20 protein-coding genes are annotated in these 21082 nt (G+C 46.2%); 13 read left to right on the plus strand and 7 right to left on the minus strand.

Translation table 11 applies throughout. The features are described 5' to 3' along the window. Positions 1 to 88 precede the first annotated feature (88 nt). The 10 genes from truA to AC1HDJ_RS06780 all read left to right on the plus strand — a co-directional run bounded on the left by truA (position 89) and on the right by AC1HDJ_RS06780 (position 10087). Positions 89 to 874, plus strand: a complete 786-nt coding sequence (gene truA, locus AC1HDJ_RS06735) for a tRNA pseudouridine(38-40) synthase TruA (RefSeq protein WP_479537032.1) — start codon at positions 89 to 91, stop codon at positions 872 to 874. 146 nt (positions 875 to 1020) lie between these two features. Continuing rightward, on the plus strand, positions 1021 to 1680 hold the full coding sequence (locus AC1HDJ_RS06740) for a DedA family protein (RefSeq protein WP_479534441.1): 660 nt from the start codon (positions 1021 to 1023) through the stop codon (positions 1678 to 1680). Between the two features lie 154 nt (positions 1681 to 1834). After that, positions 1835 to 2785 carry an acetyl-CoA carboxylase, carboxyltransferase subunit beta gene (gene accD, locus AC1HDJ_RS06745; protein WP_479534443.1) on the plus strand — a complete coding sequence of 317 codons (951 nt, stop codon included), beginning with the start codon at positions 1835 to 1837 and terminating at the stop codon, positions 2783 to 2785. Positions 2786 to 2939: 154 nt separating this feature from the next. After that, positions 2940 to 4328, plus strand: a complete 1389-nt coding sequence (gene folC / locus AC1HDJ_RS06750) for a bifunctional tetrahydrofolate synthase/dihydrofolate synthase (protein ID WP_479537034.1) — start codon at positions 2940 to 2942, stop codon at positions 4326 to 4328. Between the two features lies 1 nt (position 4329). Then, positions 4330 to 5019, plus strand: a complete 690-nt coding sequence (dedD, locus tag AC1HDJ_RS06755) for a cell division protein DedD (protein WP_479534445.1) — start codon at positions 4330 to 4332, stop codon at positions 5017 to 5019. 81 nt (positions 5020 to 5100) lie between these two features. Then, on the plus strand, positions 5101 to 5595 hold the full coding sequence (gene cvpA / locus AC1HDJ_RS06760) for a colicin V production protein (RefSeq protein WP_479534447.1): 495 nt from the start codon (positions 5101 to 5103) through the stop codon (positions 5593 to 5595). Between the two features lie 36 nt (positions 5596 to 5631). Then, complete coding sequence (gene purF, locus AC1HDJ_RS06765; protein WP_479534449.1) at positions 5632 to 7146, plus strand: amidophosphoribosyltransferase; 1515 nt, start codon at positions 5632 to 5634, stop codon at positions 7144 to 7146. A gap of 257 nt (positions 7147 to 7403) precedes the next feature. Then, positions 7404 to 7964: a pyridoxamine 5'-phosphate oxidase family protein gene (locus AC1HDJ_RS06770; RefSeq protein ID WP_479534451.1), complete on the plus strand. Its 561-nt coding sequence runs from the start codon at positions 7404 to 7406 to the stop codon at positions 7962 to 7964. Beyond that, positions 7946 to 8527, plus strand: coding sequence for a UbiX family flavin prenyltransferase (locus AC1HDJ_RS06775; RefSeq protein WP_479534453.1), 582 nt, complete (start codon positions 7946 to 7948; stop codon positions 8525 to 8527). Before AC1HDJ_RS06770 ends, AC1HDJ_RS06775 begins: the two co-directional genes overlap by 19 nt. Before the next feature lie 186 nt (positions 8528 to 8713). Further along, on the plus strand, positions 8714 to 10087 hold the full coding sequence (locus tag AC1HDJ_RS06780; protein ID WP_479534455.1) for an NCS2 family permease: 1374 nt from the start codon (positions 8714 to 8716) through the stop codon (positions 10085 to 10087). A gap of 255 nt (positions 10088 to 10342) precedes the next feature. On the opposite strand, the gene AC1HDJ_RS06785 is transcribed toward AC1HDJ_RS06780, so the two are convergent. After that, positions 10343 to 10645: a hypothetical protein gene (locus AC1HDJ_RS06785; protein ID WP_479534457.1), complete on the minus strand. Its 303-nt coding sequence runs from the start codon at positions 10643 to 10645 to the stop codon at positions 10343 to 10345. A 282-nt stretch (positions 10646 to 10927) separates the two neighbouring features. After that, positions 10928 to 13609 (minus strand): autotransporter family protein, encoded by a 2682-nt coding sequence (locus AC1HDJ_RS06790; RefSeq protein WP_479534459.1) that lies wholly within the window; start codon positions 13607 to 13609, stop codon positions 10928 to 10930. Positions 13610 to 13884: 275 nt separating this feature from the next. On the opposite strand from AC1HDJ_RS06790, the gene arfA reads away from it, so the two are divergent. After that, positions 13885 to 14058, plus strand: coding sequence for an alternative ribosome rescue factor ArfA (arfA, locus tag AC1HDJ_RS06795; RefSeq protein WP_479534461.1), 174 nt, complete (start codon positions 13885 to 13887; stop codon positions 14056 to 14058). A 75-nt stretch (positions 14059 to 14133) separates the two neighbouring features. Here arfA and AC1HDJ_RS06800 read toward each other — a convergent pair whose 3' ends face one another. The 3 genes from AC1HDJ_RS06800 to purE all read right to left on the minus strand — a co-directional run bounded on the left by AC1HDJ_RS06800 (position 14134) and on the right by purE (position 16348). Continuing rightward, positions 14134 to 14556 (minus strand): N-acetyltransferase, encoded by a 423-nt coding sequence (locus AC1HDJ_RS06800; RefSeq protein ID WP_479534463.1) that lies wholly within the window; start codon positions 14554 to 14556, stop codon positions 14134 to 14136. A 233-nt stretch (positions 14557 to 14789) separates the two neighbouring features. After that, on the minus strand, positions 14790 to 15857 hold the full coding sequence (gene purK, locus AC1HDJ_RS06805) for a 5-(carboxyamino)imidazole ribonucleotide synthase (protein ID WP_479534465.1): 1068 nt from the start codon (positions 15855 to 15857) through the stop codon (positions 14790 to 14792). Further along, entirely contained in the window at positions 15854 to 16348 is a 495-nt protein-coding gene (gene purE, locus AC1HDJ_RS06810) for a 5-(carboxyamino)imidazole ribonucleotide mutase (RefSeq protein ID WP_479534467.1), read from the minus strand. Before purE ends, purK begins: the two co-directional genes overlap by 4 nt. A 240-nt stretch (positions 16349 to 16588) precedes the next feature. Here purE and AC1HDJ_RS06815 point away from each other — a divergent pair, with 240 nt between their 5' ends. Then, positions 16589 to 17731, plus strand: a complete 1143-nt coding sequence (locus AC1HDJ_RS06815) for a 1-acyl-sn-glycerol-3-phosphate acyltransferase (RefSeq protein WP_479534469.1) — start codon at positions 16589 to 16591, stop codon at positions 17729 to 17731. A 99-nt stretch (positions 17732 to 17830) separates the two neighbouring features. Here AC1HDJ_RS06815 and lpxH read toward each other — a convergent pair whose 3' ends face one another. Both lpxH and ppiB read right to left on the minus strand, forming a co-directional pair. Continuing rightward, a complete protein-coding gene (lpxH, locus tag AC1HDJ_RS06820) occupies positions 17831 to 18607 on the minus strand; it encodes a UDP-2,3-diacylglucosamine diphosphatase (protein WP_479534472.1) in 777 nt (258 codons plus the stop codon). A gap of 201 nt (positions 18608 to 18808) precedes the next feature. Next, positions 18809 to 19303, minus strand: coding sequence for a peptidylprolyl isomerase B (gene ppiB / locus AC1HDJ_RS06825; protein ID WP_479534474.1), 495 nt, complete (start codon positions 19301 to 19303; stop codon positions 18809 to 18811). Positions 19304 to 19602: 299 nt separating this feature from the next. On the opposite strand from ppiB, the gene cysS reads away from it, so the two are divergent. Continuing rightward, positions 19603 to 20991: a cysteine--tRNA ligase gene (cysS, locus tag AC1HDJ_RS06830; protein WP_479534476.1), complete on the plus strand. Its 1389-nt coding sequence runs from the start codon at positions 19603 to 19605 to the stop codon at positions 20989 to 20991. The last annotated feature ends 91 nt before the right edge of the window (positions 20992 to 21082 follow it).

The raw sequence follows: 21082 nt of genomic DNA on the forward strand, positions 1-21082 counted from the left end.
AACGTTAGAAACTGATCATGCGGTGGCTACAGGCCGCCGCTTTTTGTTTATAATCGCACGTTTTATTGTCGTGAAGGGTAAGTTGACCATGCGTATTGCACTGGGCATTGAATACGATGGAAGCCGTTATTGCGGCTGGCAGCGTCAGCAAGAAGTTGACAGTGTGCAGGGGCGTTTAGAAAAAGCACTGTCAAAAGTGGCAAACCATCCGGTGAATGTCTTTTGTGCAGGACGCACAGACTCAGGTGTGCACGGTACGGGGCAAGTGGTGCATTTTGATACAGACTCGGTTCGTAAAGATGCGGCATGGACATTAGGCGTGAACGCCAATCTGCCTGATGATATTGCCGTGCGCTGGGCCACCGAAGTGTCGGAAGAGTTTCACGCGCGTTTTAGCGCCACCGCACGCCGCTATCGTTACATTATTTATAATTACGGCTATCGCCCGGCTATTTTACGCCATGGCGTGACACATTATCACCACCCGCTTGATGTCGAAAAAATGCAGCGCGCGGGGCAGTATCTGCTCGGTGAGCACGATTTTACCTCATTCCGAGCGTTGCAGTGCCAGTCTCATTCACCATGGCGCACCATTGAGCACCTCAATATCACCCGTCAGGGGCATTATGTGATTGTGGATGTAAAAGCAAATGCCTTTTTGCACCATATGGTGCGAAATATTGTCGGCAGTTTGCTGGAAGTGGGCGCGGGGCATCAGCCAGAAGCGTGGGTTGACAGCGTGCTGGCGGCCAAAGATCGCCGTATTGCTGCGGCAACGGCAAAAGCTGACGGATTGTATCTGGTGGCGGTAGATTATCCGGCGCAATTTGCCTTGCCAAAGCCGATGCTTGGGCCACTGTTTATTACCGACTGATATTTACTGATGCAAGCTGGCTGAGAGTATACTGGCAGAACCTCTTTCAGCCGTTATTGCGTACCGCTGTTATCCCGTTGTGAGCGGGTTCGGCCGATTTGAGTGTTAAAACGGATTTCTCACGGATTTTTCAAGGATGTGAAGCCATGGCGCTGTTAAGTTCACTGATCGATTTTATCCTGCACATTGATGTGCATCTGACCATGCTAGTGGCGCAATATGGCCTGTGGATTTACGGTATTCTATTTTTAATTATTTTTTGTGAAACTGGGCTGGTTGTTACCCCATTTTTACCCGGTGATTCACTGCTGTTTGTAGCAGGAACACTGGCGGCAACCGGCCAGATGGATGCGCATTTGCTGGTGGTTTTACTGATTATTGCCGCGATTGCCGGTGATGCACTTAACTACAGTATCGGGCGTTTATTTGGTGAACGTTTGTTCAGTAACCCGCATTCACGTTTATTCAAACGTCAGCATCTTGAACGTACTCAGCAGTTTTATGCACGTCACGGGGGGAAGACCATTATTTTTGCCCGTTTCGTGCCTATTGTGCGCACGTTTGCTCCGTTTGTAGCCGGTATGGGCCATATGCACTACCGACATTTTGCCCTGTTTAATATGATTGGTGGTATCGTGTGGGTTACGGGGTTTGTTTATGCCGGTTACTATTTTGGCAATATCCCTGTGATTAAAAAAAATCTTGAGTTATTGATTTTAGGGATCATTTTTGTTTCGGTGCTGCCCGGTATTATTGAGTTTTGGCGGCAGCGTCGCCGTGATTCATCGGAAATTGTATCGAAATAGAGTAAAAACTCAGCGTCACATGAATTGGCAGGCTGGTCGGGTATGACCAGTTTTTTATCCACAGCGTGAATCTGATGTGGTTTAATGTGCGGTATTTCCTGAGCTTACACTGCTGCAGGCGGTGCTGTTAAAACACAAGGTTGAAAGGTCATCCATGAGCTGGATCGAGCGTATTATTAACAAAACAAATATCGTCTCCTCGCGCAAGGCAAGTATTCCAGAGGGAGTATGGACCAAATGTGATGGCTGCGAACAAGTTTTGTACCGTGCTGAACTGGAACGGAATCTGGAAGTGTGCCCGAAATGTGGCCACCACATGCGTATCACTGCCCGTCGTCGGTTGTTAAGTTTTCTTGATGAAGGCACCGGTGTTGAGTTTGCCGAAGAGCTAGAGCCGAAAGATATTCTGAAGTTCAAAGACTCTAAACGATATAAAGATAGACTGAGCGCCGCACAAAAAGAGACCGGTGAAAAAGATGCACTGATCGTCATGCAGGGTGCGCTGATGGGCATGCCGGTTGTAGCAGCCGCTTTTGAGTTCTCTTTTATGGGCGGATCAATGGCTTCGGTGGTGGGCGCTCGTTTTGTGCGTGCCGTAGATAAAGCCATTGAGCTGAATTCGCCGCTGATTTGCTTCTCTGCCAGTGGTGGTGCGCGTATGCAAGAAGCGCTGTTCTCACTGATGCAAATGGCAAAAACCAGTGCCGCGTTGGCTCGCCTGAGTCAAAAAGGGCTGCCGTTTATTTCGGTACTGACCGATCCGACCATGGGCGGTGTGTCTGCCAGCTTGGCGATGCTGGGCGATATCAACATTGGTGAGCCTAAAGCGCTGATCGGTTTTGCCGGCCCGCGGGTGATTGAGCAAACTGTGCGTGAAACCCTGCCATCAGGCTTCCAGCGCAGTGAGTTTTTGCTGGAAAAGGGCGCGATTGACATGATCATTCCGCGTCTGGAAATGCGCCAGCGTCTGGCCGGTTTACTGGCTAAGATGACTTTGCAACCGTCACCGCTGGTTGTTCCGGCACAGCGCCCGGCTGAAGAGGCTGTTGCGGTTGAAACCGAGACAGACACGCTGTCAGCCAAGCTAGATACCGACGAAAAATAACCTATTTATTGCGGGTCAGCGTGCTTTAGGCTGCTGACCCGCAGTTGTCGTCTTTGGCTGTATTGATATCGGTCACGGCATGTGGAAACACGCGTGAGAACATGACTACACGATAACAGCCGCGCAGGGAAAATGCGCGCTAGGTAGATGTATGATGAAGACTCTGACTCCTCCCCAAGCCACGTCGCCTCTTGCTACGTGGCTTTCTTATCTTGAAAACCTCCACAATACGACTATTGATCTGGGGCTGGCCCGCACTCAGCAGGTTGCCACCGTGCTGGGCATTACCAAACCGGCACCAACAGTGATTACGGTAGCGGGTACGAACGGCAAGGGGACAACCTGCCGGATGCTGGAAGTGATCCTAATGCAGGCCGGATACCGTGTGGGAGTGTACTCCTCCCCGCATCTGCTACGTTATACCGAGCGGGTACGCATACAGGGAGATGAGCTGAGCGAGCAGCTGCACAGTGCCGCGTTTAGCGTTATTGAGTTGGGGCGTGGTGCAACATCGCTAACCTATTTTGAATTTAGTACCCTGTCGGCATTAAAACTGTTTACCGATGCTGCGCTGGATGTCGTCATTCTGGAAGTGGGGCTGGGCGGGCGTCTGGATGCTACCAACATTGTCGACAGTGATGTGGCGGTCATTACCAGTATCGACCTTGATCATACCGACTGGCTGGGCAACTCTCGTGAAAGTATAGGCCGTGAAAAAGCCGGTATTTTCCGAGCAAATTGCCCTGCCGTGGTGGGCGAGCCGGATATGCCTCAATCTATCGCACACACAGCAGAGAATCTTGGTACAACACTTTATCGTGTCGGCACTGAGTGGGCATATCAGCTATCAGATGCAGAAAATCCATCAACATGGTGCTGGCAGTGTGGTGATATGCACCGCAATAATCTGCCGTTGCCTCAAATTCCGCTGCCAAATGCGGCCAGTGCGTTGACCGCATTACACCTGAGCGGGCTACAAGTCAGTGACGATGCCATTTACCAAGGGCTGCTACAGGCAGCATTGCCGGGGCGTTTTCAGCAGGTGATGCAAAACCCAACCGTTATTTTAGATGTGGCACATAACCCGCATGCGGCACGCTATTTGGCCACCCGTCTGCAAGAGCGCAGCGCTAATCCGGCACAGGGGCAGGTGTATGCGGTGGTGGGTATGCTGGCAGATAAAGATGCCGCTGGCGCTTTACAGGTTCTGTATCCCCATATTGATCATTGGCTTTGTGCTACGTTGGCAGGGCCGCGCGGTCAGCAGGGGCGTGATTTAGCGGCTATTTTATCGCAGATTGCTGTTAATCATGCAGACTCACCGAGTCAAAATATGGCGCTGGTGGCTGATGACAACCAGAATGCAGCAACAAGTGCTGATATACAGGCGTTTGATTCAGTGACTAAAGCATGGCGTGCCGTATTAACGCGCGCACAGCCACAAGATTTGGTGATAGTCTTTGGCTCGTTTTACACTGTGGCAGACGTGATGGAAGCAATCAGCGCCAAGCCGACACATCAGCTAGCACACAAGGAGGGCTAAGGTGGCAAGTCAATTTCAAAATCGTTTAGTCGGTGCCGTGGTATTAGTTGCACTGGGTGTCATTATTTTGCCCGATGTTTTAGACAGCCAGAAAAAGCACCAAGAGGATTTTGCGGCTATCCCTCTGAAACCAACAGAACAAGAGGCGGGTAATAGGCCTGATTTGCCGCCGGCAATTTCACAGCCATTACAACCGTTAACACCTGCTGAGCCTGATTTGCCAGAAACTGTTGATCCAATGCAGTCAGAGCAAGAAAATAGCTCGGTACCAACGGCGGTAGCACCACCAAAATTGGCACAAACCACTACCGCAAAAACACCGGAAGTGAATAAACCTGTGCCAGCAAAGCCGGTGGCGAGTAAACCGATCATTCCACCAGTAGTTACACCAACTGAAGTAGCAAAACAACCGGAAAAAACCAAGCCAGAGGCTGCGCCAAGTGGTAAAGCATACGTGGTTCAGTTGGGGGCGTTAAAAAATGCTGATAAGGTCAATGAGCTGCTCGGTAAGCTACGTGCCGGCGGGTATAAAGCGTACAGTCAGCCTTCACCAGCGGCTGCTGGGCAATTAAACCGGATCTATGTCGGGCCTGATACCAGTAAAGAAAAACTTCTTTTCGCACTGGATGATATGCAGCGGCTGACCGGTCTGCGCGGGCAGGTTCGGGGATTTGATCCGTTACGCCACTAGTTATTTTTGGCGTGAAATTTATATACGCAAACGTTTCCTTTTTTTGTTAGAATGCGCGCAACAGACGCGTCAGGATAAAATATGGTCTGGGTAGATTACGCAATTTTGGGTGTTATTGGTTTCTCGTCACTGGTGAGTTTGGTGCGCGGTTTTGTCCGTGAGGCACTCTCGTTAGTGACATGGGTAGTGGCTTTTTTTGTGGCGAGCCATTTTTACCCTGAATTAGCGAAGTACTTTACACAATTTCAAGACCCCATGTTGCGCAATGGAACCGCTATTGCCGCGCTGTTTGTCGCTACACTTATTGCCGGATCAGTGATCAATTATGTGATCGGTCAGCTTGTTGAGAAAACCGGTTTATCAGGTACAGACAGAGTATTGGGGATCTGCTTTGGTGCGCTACGTGGCGTATTGATTATTGCAGCCATTTTATTCTTCCTTGATTCATTTACTGGCTTCTCAAAAACTGAATGGTGGCAACAATCTGTGTTGATCCCGCAATTTGGTACCGTCATCCAATGGTTTTTTGAATACCTAAAAGGTTCGTCCAGCTTCCTGCCCAAATTGCCGATATAGCGCTATGCGGGCACTTGTAGAGGAAATAGAGGAAACATGTGCGGTATTGTCGGTATGGTCGGTTTCACCCCGGTCAATCAATCCATCTATGATGCGCTAACGTTGTTGCAGCATCGTGGTCAAGATGCCGCAGGCATCGTCACCATTGATAGCCAAAACGCGTTTCGGCTGCGAAAAGCAAATGGATTGGTCAAGGATGTATTCGAGGCGCGGCATATGCTGCGGCTGCAAGGCAATGTGGGGATAGGGCATGTGCGCTATCCTACCGCCGGCAGCTCCAGTGCTTCTGAAGCGCAACCTTTCTATGTTAACTCTCCTTTTGGTATCTCTTTGGCGCACAACGGTAATCTTACCAATGCCATTGAGCTAAAAAGTAAACTCTTCCAAGTTGCCCGCCGCCACGTTAACACCACTTCTGATTCTGAAGTGTTGCTTAATATTCTGGCCAATGAACTCAACCGTTTTGATCATTATCCGCTGACTCAAGATGATGTGTTTGCCGCGGTGAGTGCCCTGCATAAATTGGTGCGTGGTGCGTATGCCTGTGTTGCCATGATTATCGGTAACGGAATGCTGGCGTTTCGTGATCCTAACGGTATTCGCCCTCTTGTGCTTGGCAAGAGGTTGCTCGATGACGGTCGGCTTGAGTACATGGTTGCATCAGAAACGGTGGCGCTTGATGCGGTAGGTTTTGAATTTGTGCGTGATGTTGCTCCAGGCGAAGCCATTTACATCACCTTTGATGGTGAGCTTTACACCCAGCAGTGTGCTGAAAATCCACGCACTTGCCCGTGTATTTTTGAGTTCGTCTATTTTGCCCGCCCGGATTCGTTCATTGATAAAGTTTCGGTCTACAGCGCCCGAGTCCACATGGGGCAGCGTTTGGGTGAGAAAATTGCCCGTGAGTGGCAGGATTTGGATATCGATGTGGTTATTCCGATTCCTGAAACTTCATGCGATATCGCCCTTGAAATTGCGCGGATTTTAGATAAACCGTATCGTCAGGGTTATGTGAAAAACCGCTACGTTGGCCGAACCTTTATCATGCCTGAACAGCAACTGCGTCGTCAGTCGGTGCGCCGTAAGCTCAATGCGATTAAATCTGAGTTTCGCGGTAAAAATGTGCTGTTGGTGGATGACTCGATTGTTCGTGGCACAACATCAGAGCAGATTGTGGAAATGGCCCGTGAAGCTGGTGCGAAGAAGGTCTATTTTGCTTCTGCCGCTCCTGAAATTCGCTTCCCGAACGTGTATGGCATTGATATGCCAAGCCCACATGAGCTGATAGCGTACGGGCGTGAAGTACCCGAAATTGCCCGTATGATTGGTGCTGATGCACTGATTTTTCAGGATTTAACTGATCTTGTTGCTGCAGTACAAGAAGAGAACCCTGAGATCAAAGAGTTTGAAACCTCGGTATTTAACGGTATTTATATCACTCAAGATGTTAATCAGGGCTATTTAGAGTACCTTGACTCTTTGCGTAATGATGATGCAAAAGCACAATTACAAATGAATACCTCAAGTTTAGATCTGCACAACGAACGCTGATCTTAGTGTGTCGTTAATGGTTTTAAAAATGCTTTAAAGTAGATGTTAAAGAAGACTTTAAAGCTAACCTGAGGGTAAAAACCTGTCATTGAGCGCCATCGCAGTAAGGCTGTGTGGCCGTCATGGCAGGTTTTTTTATCGCTGTTATTGATACGTTTTGATTATTACTGCTATATGTTAGAAATTCTTGTGTGCTAGAAGTCATCGAATCGGCTGTGGTATAAACAGACTCTTTTCCCAGAAAAAGTATACTCTGTATGCCCACATCTTACTTATCGTCAACACTGTTGCTAACTTCCGAAATAGTATCTGATACAGAATTTGTAGCAGAGAATGCCACTGTTGAACTTGCAGTAGCTAATTATCTTGCTACACATCAGGTATTGGCTTTATCGGTACAAGATCAGCAAGGGCTTTGGAGTGCGCCAGTTTATTATGCGGCTAGTTCAGGGGCTCGGCTGATTTTTCTTTCACGCTTAGAGAGCCGGCATGCACAGGCGGTATTACAAAATCCGCGTGTGGCGTTGAGTATTTATACCGACAGTTGCCAGTGGAATAAAATCCAAGGTTTACAAGGTGTGGGGAGTGTCAGGCTGCTTGAACAGGCTGAACTTGAGTCAGCCAAGGCGCAGTATCTAAAGCGTTTTAACTTTATTTTGCAAGATGAAAAACTGCTGCAGTCAATGGCTAAAGTTAGCTGGTTTATGTTGGATATTGAGCAGCTTTTTTGGCTGGATAATCAGGCGGGGTTAGGTCAGCGAACGGCCATTAATGTCAATTCACCGGAGTACCAACAGGCATGGAACGGACACGCTTAATTGTCGGAATATCAGGTGCAAGTGGGGCGATTTACGGCATTCGTTTGCTTGAGGTTCTGCAACAGTTACCAGACATTGAAACCCATCTGATCATCAGTCAGGCTGCCCGAAGAACGCTCGATCTTGAAACTGATTACAGTTTACGTCAGGTGACAGAACTTGCCGATGTATACCATGATGTACGCAACATTGCAGCATCGGTTTCATCGGGATCATTTCGTACTTGCGGTATGGTGATATTGCCTTGTTCGATCAAAACGTTATCCGGCATTGTGCACAGTTATGCCGATGATCTCTTGGTTCGTGCGGCCGATGTGGTGCTAAAAGAGCGGCGTCGCTTGTTGCTGGCAGTAAGAGAAACACCGCTGCATCTTGGGCATTTACGTATGATGACACAAGCGGCCGAATTGGGCGCGGTGATCATGCCACCGGTTCCGGCGTTTTATCATCGGCCACAAACGATACAAGATCTGGTCGATCAGACTGTAAACCGCGTGCTGGATCAATTTGATATCCGTCTACCGGCTGATCTATTTACCCGTTGGAGCACGCCAGAGTCGTGAAGTATTCTCTGAACATGAAATCAATTATGTGATCGCAACCGTTTGCTGTGGTTTTTTAAACAAGGAATCTTTACTATTAGCGCTGCTGTAAATGCCTGAGAGTAAACAGCCTGTACCGGCATCATCCCTTACATTGAAAATCTGTTTTTTTATCTGCGTGCTAATGTCTATTTAAGGAATCGGTTCATGTCGACGAACGCTCCGTCACCGCGAAAAACCTCTGTGAATATCGCCCCTGTGTCTGGCTTTGACCGCTATTTTTCGATTACTGCACGTGGCAGTTCAGTCCGCCAAGAGCTGATTGCCGGTGTGACTACCTTTCTTGCTATGGTGTACTCCATCATTGTTGTACCCAATATGCTGGGTGCAGCTGGTTTTAATCAGGGTGCGGTGTTTATGGCAACCTGTTTGGTTGCTGCATTTGGCTCGATTTTGATGGGCCTGTGGGCTCGCCTACCTATGGCCATCGGCTGTGCTATTTCACTTACCGCCTTTACGGCATTTAGCTTGGTGCTGGGCCAGAACATCAGCATTCCTGTTGCTTTAGGGGCTATTTTCTGGATGGGTATCCTGTTTACGCTGATTAGCGTGACCGGTATTCGTCAGTGGATTTTGCGCAACTTACCAACTGGCATTGCGCACGGTACGGGAATTGGTATTGGCCTGTTTTTACTGTTGATTGCCGCAGACAGTGTCAAATTAGTGGTCAAAAATACACAAGCTGGCTTGCCTGTACAGTTTGGGGTATTTACATCCTTTCCTGTCATTATGTCATTACTAGGTTTAGCTGCTATTTTTGGTCTGGAGCGTCGCAAAGTGCCCGGCGGTATTTTAATGGTGATTGTAGCTATTTCCGCACTGGGGCTGGCGTTTGACCCGAATGTGAAATTTAACGGCTTTTTTGCGATGCCAAATCTGTCATCTGACAGCGGCTTTTTGTTTGGTCAGATGGATATCATGGGCGCACTTTCGCCTATTATTCTGCCGACTGTACTGGCACTGGTAATGACTGCAGTTTTTGATGCTACCGGTACGATTCGTGCGCTGGCAGGGCAGGCTAATTTGCTGGATAAAGACGGGCAGATTATCAGCGGTGGTAAAGCGCTGACGGCAGATTCGGTCAGTAGCATCTTCTCTAGCTTTGTTGGCGCATCTCCGGCGGCAGTATACATTGAATCAGCAGCAGGTACGGCAGCGGGTGGGAAAACAGGCCTGACTGCCACCGTGGTTGGCGTGCTGTTTTTGCTGATGGTATTCCTCTCTCCACTGAGTTATCTGGTACCTGCTTATGCAACTGCACCGGCATTAATGTACGTAGGTCTGCTGATGCTGAGTAATGTCGCCAAACTTGATTTTGATGACTACGTTGATGCACTGTCCGGCTTGTTATGTGCGGTGTTTATTGTTCTTACCTGTAATATTGTTACTGGCATTATGCTCGGCTTCTCTGCGCTGGTGGTTGGTCGTATTGTTGCCGGCGAGTTTAAAAAGCTTAATATTGGTACGGTGATTATTGCTGTGGCACTGGTTGTCTTTTATGCCGGTGGTTGGGCAATCTGATTTAATCTGATTTAATCTGATTAATCGGCAGGCTGGTGATTAAAATCACTGGCCTGCTAGTATAAGACATTAAGTGATTTTATTTGTTTGATACCTTAAAGTTGATCGTGAGAGTGATACTGGGAAAACAAAAAAATCTATATTTTTGATGTGGAATATCTTTTAATTAAAAAAAGGGGAGTAGCAGATTGCTATTCCCCTTTTTAGTATGGGTTTTCATAGGTAATAAAATAACGAGGTATTTTGATATGATAACTATTTTTTAGCGTTTAACGCTCTGTATTCATCTTCTGTATATTTAAACAGTCGAGACAAGAGGTCTTTGCTGATCAAAAAAATTAAAATAGGTGGGATAAAGACCATTAATAACACACTGATTCTTGCAACCCAAAATGGGAGCTGAAAATTAAAAATCAACGCAAAAGTCATCCACTTAACACTATCCCAAGCATCGATCAGTAAAGATTCGCTACCTGATGGTTTCATCAGACCTAGCATTAACACCACCAGTAAAAAGGCGGTAACGCTAGAGATAGCAGGAATCCAATACTTTCTCACAAGATATCCTTGGCTTTATTAAATGTCACCAGTTGCGAATTTTAACCTGAATAACGCACAGATAGCTAAACATTTCTTTCAAAATGTTTCAATCAATGTTTTTTGTTACATACAGAGAAAATGCAACATGATATGTTTTCCTTACAATATACAGTGTAATAAAGAATATGAAGTCTTGTAAATATATAAAATGTTTCTTTTTTATCAGCAGGTTAATGGTTATTTTACCTTTATGTATATATCGGTACTTGCGGTATAGTCTCTTTACTTGAGGCTGAGTCATCACCATGTAACAGATAACCCTACCATCGCACTATATTGAGACTCATTGTCACTAAATGTCTGCTGGTATCTGATTTTTGTGTAGACTTGAGTGTGGGCACTAAGATGGCTATCGAGCCCAGCACCGAGTTGCCAGTAGTCTGAATCCATATTTTGCTTTAGCCCGTCACTGTCTGTCACTAACTGCGCATTGTTATTCATTTTTTTAATATAATTTGCCGAGAAATAAGGGCGATAATTAATGTCTTTATTAATGCTGATGCTGTCAGAATAAAAGGCACTGCCTAACCTTAGTTGCCCAGTTTGGGTATTTTCTTTCGATACACCAATATAACTGTCAGCAATGCTATTTACGTGGTTAAATTGATAGATAGCCTGTGCCTGTGGCTCTATATGGAAATGTTTTGCAATAAGAAATGATTTTCCGTACTCCATAGATAACAGTAGTGATGCCGCATGTTGTGTTTGGCTATTTTCTGCTTTTGCCGAGTAGTTGTTTTTATATTTAATCCCTTTTCCGACAATATCAATATAATCATTTTGGCTGAGATAGCGTGTGTAATAAGCACCTATGCCGATTGCATCTACATTAACTTTTCCGGCAAATTGACCATCAATACGCTTTTCATCATAGGTTTTATTGTGTGCATGGCCGACTTCAAAGGTAACACCGGCATAAACTGGTTCGGCAACATCACTTTCATGTTTTAAATCATACCCAATCTGGTAAAAGTTGGTATAAGAGGTGAAGTCGAATCGGTAATTGTTGGTTTGTGTTTTATTGGTAAATGCCCGTGACCACATACGCTGTGAATTTTTATTTGTTGGTTGAGGTTCAATGGCATTACCGGTTCGCTCATGCAGCGTTCCGATGGAAAGATAGCCGTAGTTTTGGTCAAGATAAGTTGCTAGCAGGTAACCGGGTACTGCCGGACGATAGCTTGGTGTGTGGTCAGCATTTGAGTTATTGCCAGGCTGAGTAACCGGCGGCGTTAATGGTGGTTTTGATGGATCGGGTGTTGGTTTTACATCAGGTTCTGCCGGTTTTACAGGGATCTCATTTTGCAGATAGATATCATTACCGTGGCGGTGGAGTAAATACTCATACACACCCGCATAGACAGGAGCGCCTAGCGCATAATTGGCGGTGTTTTCATTATTTGCTTGAATAATATTGATACCATCATCACGGGTATAAGCACCTTGTCCACCAAGATTGTGCACATAAATTTTATAATTACCGCTGATATTATCTGCCGTGATTTTTGCTGTGTTTGAGTGATCACTGCCTAAAGTAGTGTCAAATAGTATTGTACCGTTGCCCGACAGTGTTTGAGTATGTAATGTTGGATAATAGGTACTGTTTTGCGTGAAGATAAGATCACCATCATCAAGGTGTGTGGTATCTATGCTGGAATTACCATTGAGCAATAATTGGCTTTTCCCTGACACATTGGCTTGAGTCAAATTCTGTGTATTTCCTGAGAACTCTGATTGATTAGTGAGATTGAGAATTGCAGTACTATTTTTGCTATTAACAATATTACCGGCTAGCAGTGTTTGATTATCGGCATTGAGAGTGACAGTGGTGGGTTTAGCCGATGAGGCGCTGCTAATATCCATTAATCCGCCGATAGCATTGGTGGCATAATCACCTTGCATATTAATGATACTATTTCCGCCGGTAGCTTGAATCAGTGCGCCGGTTGATTTCATCGTATTGCCAGATGAATTAATCACTGATACACCATTGTGGATAAAGTAGACATGATTGTTATCACCACTGCCAACCATAGAGCTGTTCTGGATATTTATGGTTGATTTTCCGGCCAGATCTATGGCGCTGGAGTTTACACCGTGGGTGTTAATGATATTTACCGTATTTTCCTGAGTGATATTGAGATTACCTGAATTAACTTTAAAGGCATCACTGCGATCGCCATACGTATCAATAAAAAGATTATTCAGGGCCGTTGTTGCACCGGACGAGGTATTCACAGCAGCGCTGCCTTTACCCTGTGTGGTGATCGTGGTGTCATTGAAATAGCCACTACTTTGATTGGTTTGATCAATGCCGTACGAAAGTGAACCTTGGGTATGAATAGTTAGTGCCGTTGAGGTGATGCTTGCCCCTTTTTCGGCACTGTAAATACCGTGGGAAGTATTCCCTTGCGTGTTTACGCTAGTATTGTTGAGTGCAGCAGACGATCCGCTATTAATTGAGCTGATTCCGTTTGAATTACTGTTCTTCGTGGTGACTGAGAGGTTACTTGCCTTAATGTTACCCTGACTGGCAGATAATGCGCCGTAAGAGTTACTGCCTTCGGCAATAATGTTGACATTATCAAGCTCGATTAATGAACCACTATTTTCAGCACTGATACCATAAGATCCTGAGCCATGGGTCTGAATGGTGCCATTTTTGAAAACCGCATGCCCTTGATTCATAACCCGGATACCCAGCGCGTTATCCCCCTCAGTGGTAATTGATTTCCCATCAGACATTAACGTGCTGTTTGGGCCATTGACAGCAACACCGTATTCATTATGGGTTTCAATGTTATTAGATAAGTTAACATTTTGACCATTAGTGATATTGACGGTTGATGTAATGGGCGCGGCAATAGCCTGAGAGATAGAAAGTGCGATCAGCGATAAGGCCAAATAGGTGTGGTTTATCATAAAATAAGTTCGGTAGTGGTGTTTTTGTTATTTGAACATTTTATTGAACCTCCTTTTATGTTGAACTGTATCAATTAATCTGTTTAATTATTGATAACATACTGTTTTAAAAGAGAATAACATAGCTAACTTGATACAGAATTCATTACTTAGACATAATTGACAATATCTGGATTTCTTCTGTGGTATTTTTAACCGTAATGAGCGAGTTTTCTTCATACTGCTGTATGATTATTTGAGGCTGTAATAAACACAAAAAAGTAAGAAGGTGGGGTATGAGCAAAAAAATTGAAATGAACAGAGGCACGATTAACGATAACGCTCTAAAAGCACTGGTCACCAGCCCGGTTTTTAAAGCAAAAGTAGAGCGTAATAAAAAAGGCAAAGGCGCTTATCAGCGTAAAGAAAAATCAGGTAAAGGTTGGGAGGCCAACCGTAAGTTACGTTAGTTAAACGTACTTTACGATTGGCTTTCTGCTTTTTAAAACAAGCTGTTAGAATTAAAAACCTCAAAAGTACAGATATTATGCTGTTGCCATCACGAATTCTTTGTGTCCGGTATACGGGTTTGGCTGCTCATTTTGAATGCTAAAACCGTGTTTTTTGTATAAACGAACAGCATCAAAATTCTCAGCGTATACCGTCAGTGTGAGGGTCTCTAGCTGCTGTTTTGCGTGCGCTAAAAGCTCAGTACCGATACCTGCATTCTGATACTGCGGGTCAACAAACAGAGCGGCAAGCTGGCCATCGGCTAGGCTGTAAAACCCTTTAATTTCACCTTCATCAGCATAAACCCACGTCATAGCATTGGGTAAGTATTGTGTGCGCATACTGTCTATTTTGCTGTGCCAATAGTGGGGCTCTACAAAGTCATGTGCATCAATTGATGCGGTAAGCCATACATTGAGGAGCGTATCCATATCTGTTTCAGTAAATAATCTGATCATTATTGTGCATCCTTTATGGGTAAGCTTATTGGCAGTGTAGCAAGCAAAATTGTGGTTTGGCTGTGATGTATATCCCGCAACTTAATCGATTCAGCTTTTTCTTAGGCCAATCTGGAATAACAGTATGAAAAAGGGTATGAAATGCTCATGTTTGCGGGTTAAAACGGTGCGAATTTTTAGTTAAACTTGGTACGGTGAGCATCATATGCTGATGCTCACCGTTAAGAACATATTTAGCGAAGCCTTTGCTGTGCCCAGTGAATACCAGATGCGTATTCAGCCGGTAATAGTGCAGCTACACTGCCTAAAGCGGCCTGAAGTTCAAAAGAGTCAGGGTGGGCGAGATTCAGATGTCCGAGTTTACGGCCTTCGCGTACCGATTTACCGTACCAATGCAACTGTATCAGTGGAACAGAGAGCCAGTGCAGGGTAAGCGGTGTACCGATAATATTAATCATTACCGCAGGGCTGGGTACTACCGGAGTATGTAATGGCCAGCCGAGCAGTGCCCGCAAATGCAGTTCGAACTGGCTGATAGATGCACCCGCTTGTGTCCAGTGGCCGCTGTTGTGTACGCGCGGTGCTAACTCATTAACCAGCAGTTTACCGTCAACAATAAAGCACTCCATCGCCATGACACCCACATAATCAAGGCTTTCCATCAGGCTGCCGAGCATGTGTTCTGCCTGATGCTGAAGTGCCGTATCTGGCTCAGGTAACGCAACACTGGCACGCAGAATACCATTTTCATGCAGATTATGGGTCAGCGGATAGAATACCTGTGTACCATCGCGCCCGCGGGCGCCGACCAGTGACACTTCACCATCAAACGGGATCATCTGCTCAACAATACACTCACCATACATCTCGGCAGGAATGCTGTGCTGATCATCGGTGTGCATAACACGCCACTGGCCGCGCCCGTCGTAGCCGCCTTTGCGCCGTTTTACGATCACCTTTTCACCCAGTTGGGCAAAAATATCGGGCCATTGTGTGGCGCTGTTGAGTGCCAGCCACGGTGAGGTTGCTAGATCCAGCTGATCAATACGCTGTTTTTGTGTGAAGCGATCGGCTAATAGCGGAAAGGTATCACGATTGATAAAACCGGCATGCTGCGAAAATTGGCGCGTTAGCGCAGTATCCGGCCACTGCTCAATTTCAGCAGAGATAATCGCATTTTCCGGCAGGAAGGGGGGTGTATCCTCGAACCCATAAGGGGTCACTGTGATATCCATCACCTCACCCGCTTGGCGCAGCATATCGCCTAGCTGTCCGTCTCCTAATACCCAAACTGAACTCATGCCTGCTCCCTCGGGTCTGGATTATTGAGTACGGTATCGGTTTGTTCATCGCGCCATGCGCCGAGACGTTGGCGAATGCCTTCATCATGTAATGACAGAATTTGTGCTGCAAGCAGGCCCGCATTGGCCGCACCTGCAGCCCCAATTGCTAAGGTCGCAACGGGGATCCCTTTTGGCATCTGGACGATAGAGAGCAGGCTATCCATGCCGTTGAGTGCGGCACTTTTTACCGGTACACCCAGTACGGGTAACAAAGTTTTGGCGGCCAGCATTCCCGGTAAATGTGCAGCGCCACCGGCACCGGCGATAATCACCTCAAAGCCTTGTGCTGCGGCAGTGGCAGCAAAGCTGATCAGCTTATCGGGCGTACGGTGAGCAGAAATCACTTCAGCGTGAAAAGGGATATCCAGTGCAGAGAGCATCTCTGCGGCAGCCTGCATGGTTGCCCAATCGCTTTTCGAACCCATAACAACGGCGACTTTGGGTTGCATAGTGGGTGAACTCCTGTAATAGCTGTGGGAATGACGGTAGCGGTAGTAGTTATCGGTTAACATGGATATCTACACCGTGTTGCAGGTAGCAAGAATATCATGAACCCCCTGCAAGGAAAACGTTTGCGTTTAGGGCGCATAGCTGTTTTAACACACTGTTGCGTTGGTAGGATTAGGTTTTAAAAAGATAACTCGTATAATAAACTTTCACTGGAATGATAATAACAACAGATGACGAGAATGAGCGAAGAGAGTACAGCGCAGTTTGCGGATATCCGCCCTTATCATGATAACGAAGTGGCACCCGTATTGGCCAATATTCTGCATAATGATGAGTTTATCAATGCAATTTGTCAGTTTCGTTTCCCAAAAATAACACGTTGGTGTGGTTGGCTTTTAAAGCCTGCTGTGCGTTATTTTTTGCAACAACGGGTCAGCAGTATTCGCTCTGTACGGGCGTTTCAGGAGCAAGTTGAAAGCTATATGCAGCGTATGATCAACACCACAACAGACGGTGTTACTTACAGCGGATTAGAGCATCTAGAAGCAGATAAAGCCTATCTGTTTATTTCAAATCACCGTGACATTGCCATGGATCCGGCGCTGGTCAACTGGGGGCTGTTCCACCATGGTCGTGATACGGTCAGAATTGCCATTGGCGATAATTTGCTGCGCAAGCAATATGCCTCAGACATCATGCGGTTGAATAAAAGTTTTATCGTCAAACGCTCGGCCAAAGGCGTGCGTGAGATGATGGCAGCGTTTACCGAGCTGTCGGCTTATATCCGCCACTCGCTGGATGAAAATCAGTCTATCTGGATAGCGCAGAAAGAGGGGCGTGCAAAAGATGGCAATGATCAAACCGATCCGGCAATCCTAAAAATGTTCTATATGAACGGTAAAAAGCAGAAAATTGATATGGCAGAGTATTTTGCCTCGCTAAATATCGTTCCTGTGGCTATCTCATATGAATATGATGCCGGTGAAGTGCAAAAAGCGGCAGAGCTGGCACAAAAGGCACGCGGTGAAGCCTACGTGAAGTCAGAGTTTGAAGATCTCGACAGTATCGTAAAAGGCATTGTTGGTTATAAAGGGCGGGTACATGTTGCATTCGGGCCGATTATGCAAGAGAGCATAACATCAGCCGAAGCACTCGCAACATGGATCGATCAGCATATCACTGAGCAGTATCATCTGTTTCCGTCGAACCTTTTAGCCGCAGGATTCACTGAAGGGGTTAGCGAGCAAAAACAGCGTGAGTTTAGTGATCGTATGCAGGCTGTGCCTGCCGAGCTGCGTGAGCGAGTTATGCAAAGTTATGCGCTTCCTGCACAAAAACAGCGCTTACAACTACAACAGACGGTAATAACAAACGGTAGTTGAATAACCGTGTAATGCCACACTGTAGTCTGTTGTTGTGGTTTGTTGGTGCAATAATTGATTGTTCTGTGCTAGGAGGTTGGGCATCTGTTTGCCCAACCCTTAGTGACCAGATTGCTGTTTACCAAATGGCAGGGTTTTCATTGAAATACCCTCAGCACTAACCCGTAATACAGACCCCTGCTGATACCAGTCGCCCAGTACGATACGTTCCCCCAAAAGAGGCTGTTCGGCAGTAGAACCTTGTAGTTGTAGCGAGTGAACTGCTGGGCGGTGAGTGTGCCCGTGGATCAGCCGTTGGATCTGATGGTGTTGCATCACCGTCAGCACCGTTTCTGCGTTTACATCCATGATATCTTGGCTCTTTTGCTGATTGTGCTGGGCACTTTTACTGCGCAAACGGGTGCCGATATTACGCCGCCAGCGCAGAGGAAGCAGGCGAAACAGCTGTTGCAGCCATGGTTGATGTACGCGTTGGCGGTATTTTTGGTAGGCCACATCATCAGTACAAAGGGTGTCACCGTGCATGATAAGTGTCGGTGTGCCGTACAGATTAACCACATACTCGGAAGGAAGCAGTGTCATTTTGCACTGGCGTGCAAAGCGTTTTCCCAGCAGGAAATCACGATTACCGTGGATAAAGTAGCAGGGTACACCTTGCTGATGTAACCGCATCAGCGCGTTGGCTACAGTCTGTTGTAATGCCGTATTGTCATCATCACCAATCCAGAACTCGAATAGATCTCCCAGAATATACAGTGCGTCAGCCGCAGGTGCTTGCTGTTGTAAAAAGGTGAGCAAACAGGCGGTAATTTCTGGGTGATCTTCACTCAGGTGCAGATCAGCAATAAACAGCGTTGTCGGTGCGATAGGGGTCATCTCCGGTAATCAGCAGGAATATGGGGTAAGCGTACGCGATAAAGTATAAAATAAACAAAGGGATGAAGAGCATCCCTTTGTACTTAGCTGAATTTTATACCTGTATACACAGAGTGCAGGGAGCACTTATTACCGTTAAGTTTCCCAAAATATTTTTTGAGGCTTATCAAGCTATTAGCGCTTTAAGGTATAGTTAATGGCTTACTCGCTGACAGTAACTTTGTTGATCAGTACGTCATCACGCGGCACATCTTGGTGATAACCGAAAGTGCCAGTAGAAACACTTTTGATTTTATCAACCACATCCATACCTTCAACCACTTCTGCAAACACGCAGTAACCCCAACCATCACGGCTCTCTGAACGGAAGTTCAGGAAATCGTTGTCAGCAACGTTGATGAAGAACTGAGAAGAGGCTGAGTGTGGATCCATGGTCCGTGCCATTGCAACGGTACCACGCTTATTCTTCAGACCATTGTTAGCTTCATTTTTGATGCTAGCTTTAGTGGTTTTTTCATTCATGCCAGGCTCCATGCCGCCGCCCTGCACCATAAAACCATCAATCACACGGTGGAAAATGGTGTTGTCGTAAAAACCTTCACGGCAATAGTCTTCGAAGTTCTTTGCAGTTACCGGTGCTTGCTCGTGGTTCAGTTGTAGAACGATATCACCGTGGTTAGTGTGTAGTGTGATCATGAAAACCATCCTAAAGTAAGGTAAAAAAGTTATGCAATAACGCCGTGCTTTACTGCGTAACTGGTTAGGTACTATACCTGATGCCGGAACATAGGCTCAGCTTAGGCGCTGATTGTACCGAAAGCCGCTGTTTGGGCAAATGAAAGAGCAATCAATTACGGGGAAATTATTGTCTATATGTATCAATGAACGGTGATTTCCCTTAGGTATGCTTGCATTAGTTGCATTTTATCGGTTCAATATCCGCTTCTGATTATCAGTTTTGGTTATCATTCTACAGGCTAACTTGGTACTACACGATGCTGAAGATTTACAACACGCTGACAAGACAAAAAGAAGAATTTAAACCTATTCATGCGGGAAAGGTTGGCATGTATGTCTGTGGAGTAACCATTTATGATTTATGTCATATCGGTCATGGCCGTACCTTTGTTGCATTTGATGTTGTCACGCGCTATTTACGCTATTTGGGCTATGACTTGACATTCGTACGCAATATTACTGATGTTGATGACAAAATCATCAAACGTGCGGCTGAAAATGGTGAAACCTGTGATCAGCTGACCGAGCGCTTGATAGGTGAGATGCACGCTGATTTTGATGCTCTGAATATGAAGCGCCCAGATCTTGAGCCGCGCGCCACTCAGCACATCACTGAAATTATTGAACTGGTACAGCGGCTGCTTGATCGTGGCCACGCTTATGTTGCCAGTAATGGTGATGTGATGTTTTCGGTAGATACTTTCCATGATTACGGAAAATTATCCCGTCAGGATGTTGAGCAGTTACAAGCGGGTGCGCGTGTTGATATTGATGAGGCAAAACGCAATCCGGTTGATTTTGTGTTGTGGAAAATGTCAAAACCGGGCGAACCTACCTGGCAATCGCCATGGGGAGCAGGCCGTCCAGGCTGGCATATCGAGTGTTCGGCGATGAACAGCAAACAACTAGGTGAGCATTTTGATATTCATGGCGGTGGTTCAGATCTAATGTTCCCGCATCATGAAAATGAAATTGCACAGTCTTGCTGTGCGCACGATACCCCTTACGTTAATTACTGGATGCACTCCGGTATGGTGATGGTTGATCGTGAAAAAATGTCCAAATCACTTGGCAACTTCTTTACTATTCGTGATGTATTACAGCATTATGATGCGGAAAGTGTGCGTTATTTTCTGATGTCAGGCCACTATCGCAGCCAGCTAAATTACAGCGAAGAGAATTTAAATCAGGCACGCACGGCACTTGAGCGTTTATATACCGCATTACGTGGTGTTGATAATATGGCGTTACCGGCAGGTGGAGAGGCTTTTGTCGCTCGTTTCCGCGCAGCAATGGATGATGATTTTAATACACCAGAGGCTTATTCCGTGCTGTTTGATATGGCGCGTGATATTAACCGCCTGAAAACAACCGACATGGCAGCAGCTAGTGCACTGGCTGCTGAATTGCGGCAACTGGGTGATGTTCTTGGCCTGTTGCAGCAAGATTCAGCGCTATTTTTGCAGGGTAATACTCAGGCAGATAATGGTGATGAAGTGGCTGAGATTGAATCGCTAATCAAACAGCGTAATGATGCGCGCGCTAGTAAAGACTGGCCCGCTGCAGATGCTGCACGTAATCGCCTGACTGAGATGGGCATTGTACTGGAAGATGGTGCGCAAGGCACAACCTGGCGCAGAGCGTAACAGGCTTCATTTATAGGTAGACGATTTTTTTTGTTGTTATACCTACAGTTTTAAAATAAGCGGGAGTTTGACTCCCGCTTATTTTTTAATG

It is taken from the genome of Plesiomonas sp. ISS29 (genome assembly GCF_056522795.1).

Bases quoted from the DNA above. Each gene is read 5' to 3' on its own strand.
- truA (WP_479537032.1), top strand. From the start codon at position 89: ATGCGTATTGCACTGGGCATTGAATACGATGGAAGCCGTTATTGCGGC.
- AC1HDJ_RS06740 (WP_479534441.1), top strand. From the start codon at position 1,021: ATGGCGCTGTTAAGTTCACTGATCGATTTTATCCTGCACATTGATGTG.
- accD (WP_479534443.1), top strand. From the start codon at position 1,835: ATGAGCTGGATCGAGCGTATTATTAACAAAACAAATATCGTCTCCTCG.
- folC (WP_479537034.1), top strand. From the start codon at position 2,940: ATGAAGACTCTGACTCCTCCCCAAGCCACGTCGCCTCTTGCTACGTGG.
- cvpA (WP_479534447.1), top strand. From the start codon at position 5,101: ATGGTCTGGGTAGATTACGCAATTTTGGGTGTTATTGGTTTCTCGTCA.
- purF (WP_479534449.1), top strand. From the start codon at position 5,632: ATGTGCGGTATTGTCGGTATGGTCGGTTTCACCCCGGTCAATCAATCC.
- AC1HDJ_RS06770 (WP_479534451.1), top strand. From the start codon at position 7,404: ATGCCCACATCTTACTTATCGTCAACACTGTTGCTAACTTCCGAAATA.
- AC1HDJ_RS06775 (WP_479534453.1), top strand. From the start codon at position 7,946: ATGGAACGGACACGCTTAATTGTCGGAATATCAGGTGCAAGTGGGGCG.
- AC1HDJ_RS06780 (WP_479534455.1), top strand. From the start codon at position 8,714: ATGTCGACGAACGCTCCGTCACCGCGAAAAACCTCTGTGAATATCGCC.
- AC1HDJ_RS06790 (WP_479534459.1), bottom strand. From the start codon at position 13,609: ATGATAAACCACACCTATTTGGCCTTATCGCTGATCGCACTTTCTATC.
- arfA (WP_479534461.1), top strand. From the start codon at position 13,885: ATGAGCAAAAAAATTGAAATGAACAGAGGCACGATTAACGATAACGCT.
- AC1HDJ_RS06800 (WP_479534463.1), bottom strand. From the start codon at position 14,556: ATGATCAGATTATTTACTGAAACAGATATGGATACGCTCCTCAATGTA.
- purK (WP_479534465.1), bottom strand. From the start codon at position 15,857: ATGAGTTCAGTTTGGGTATTAGGAGACGGACAGCTAGGCGATATGCTG.
- purE (WP_479534467.1), bottom strand. From the start codon at position 16,348: ATGCAACCCAAAGTCGCCGTTGTTATGGGTTCGAAAAGCGATTGGGCA.
- AC1HDJ_RS06815 (WP_479534469.1), top strand. From the start codon at position 16,589: ATGAGCGAAGAGAGTACAGCGCAGTTTGCGGATATCCGCCCTTATCAT.
- lpxH (WP_479534472.1), bottom strand. From the start codon at position 18,607: ATGACCCCTATCGCACCGACAACGCTGTTTATTGCTGATCTGCACCTG.
- ppiB (WP_479534474.1), bottom strand. From the start codon at position 19,303: ATGATCACACTACACACTAACCACGGTGATATCGTTCTACAACTGAAC.
- cysS (WP_479534476.1), top strand. From the start codon at position 19,603: ATGCTGAAGATTTACAACACGCTGACAAGACAAAAAGAAGAATTTAAA.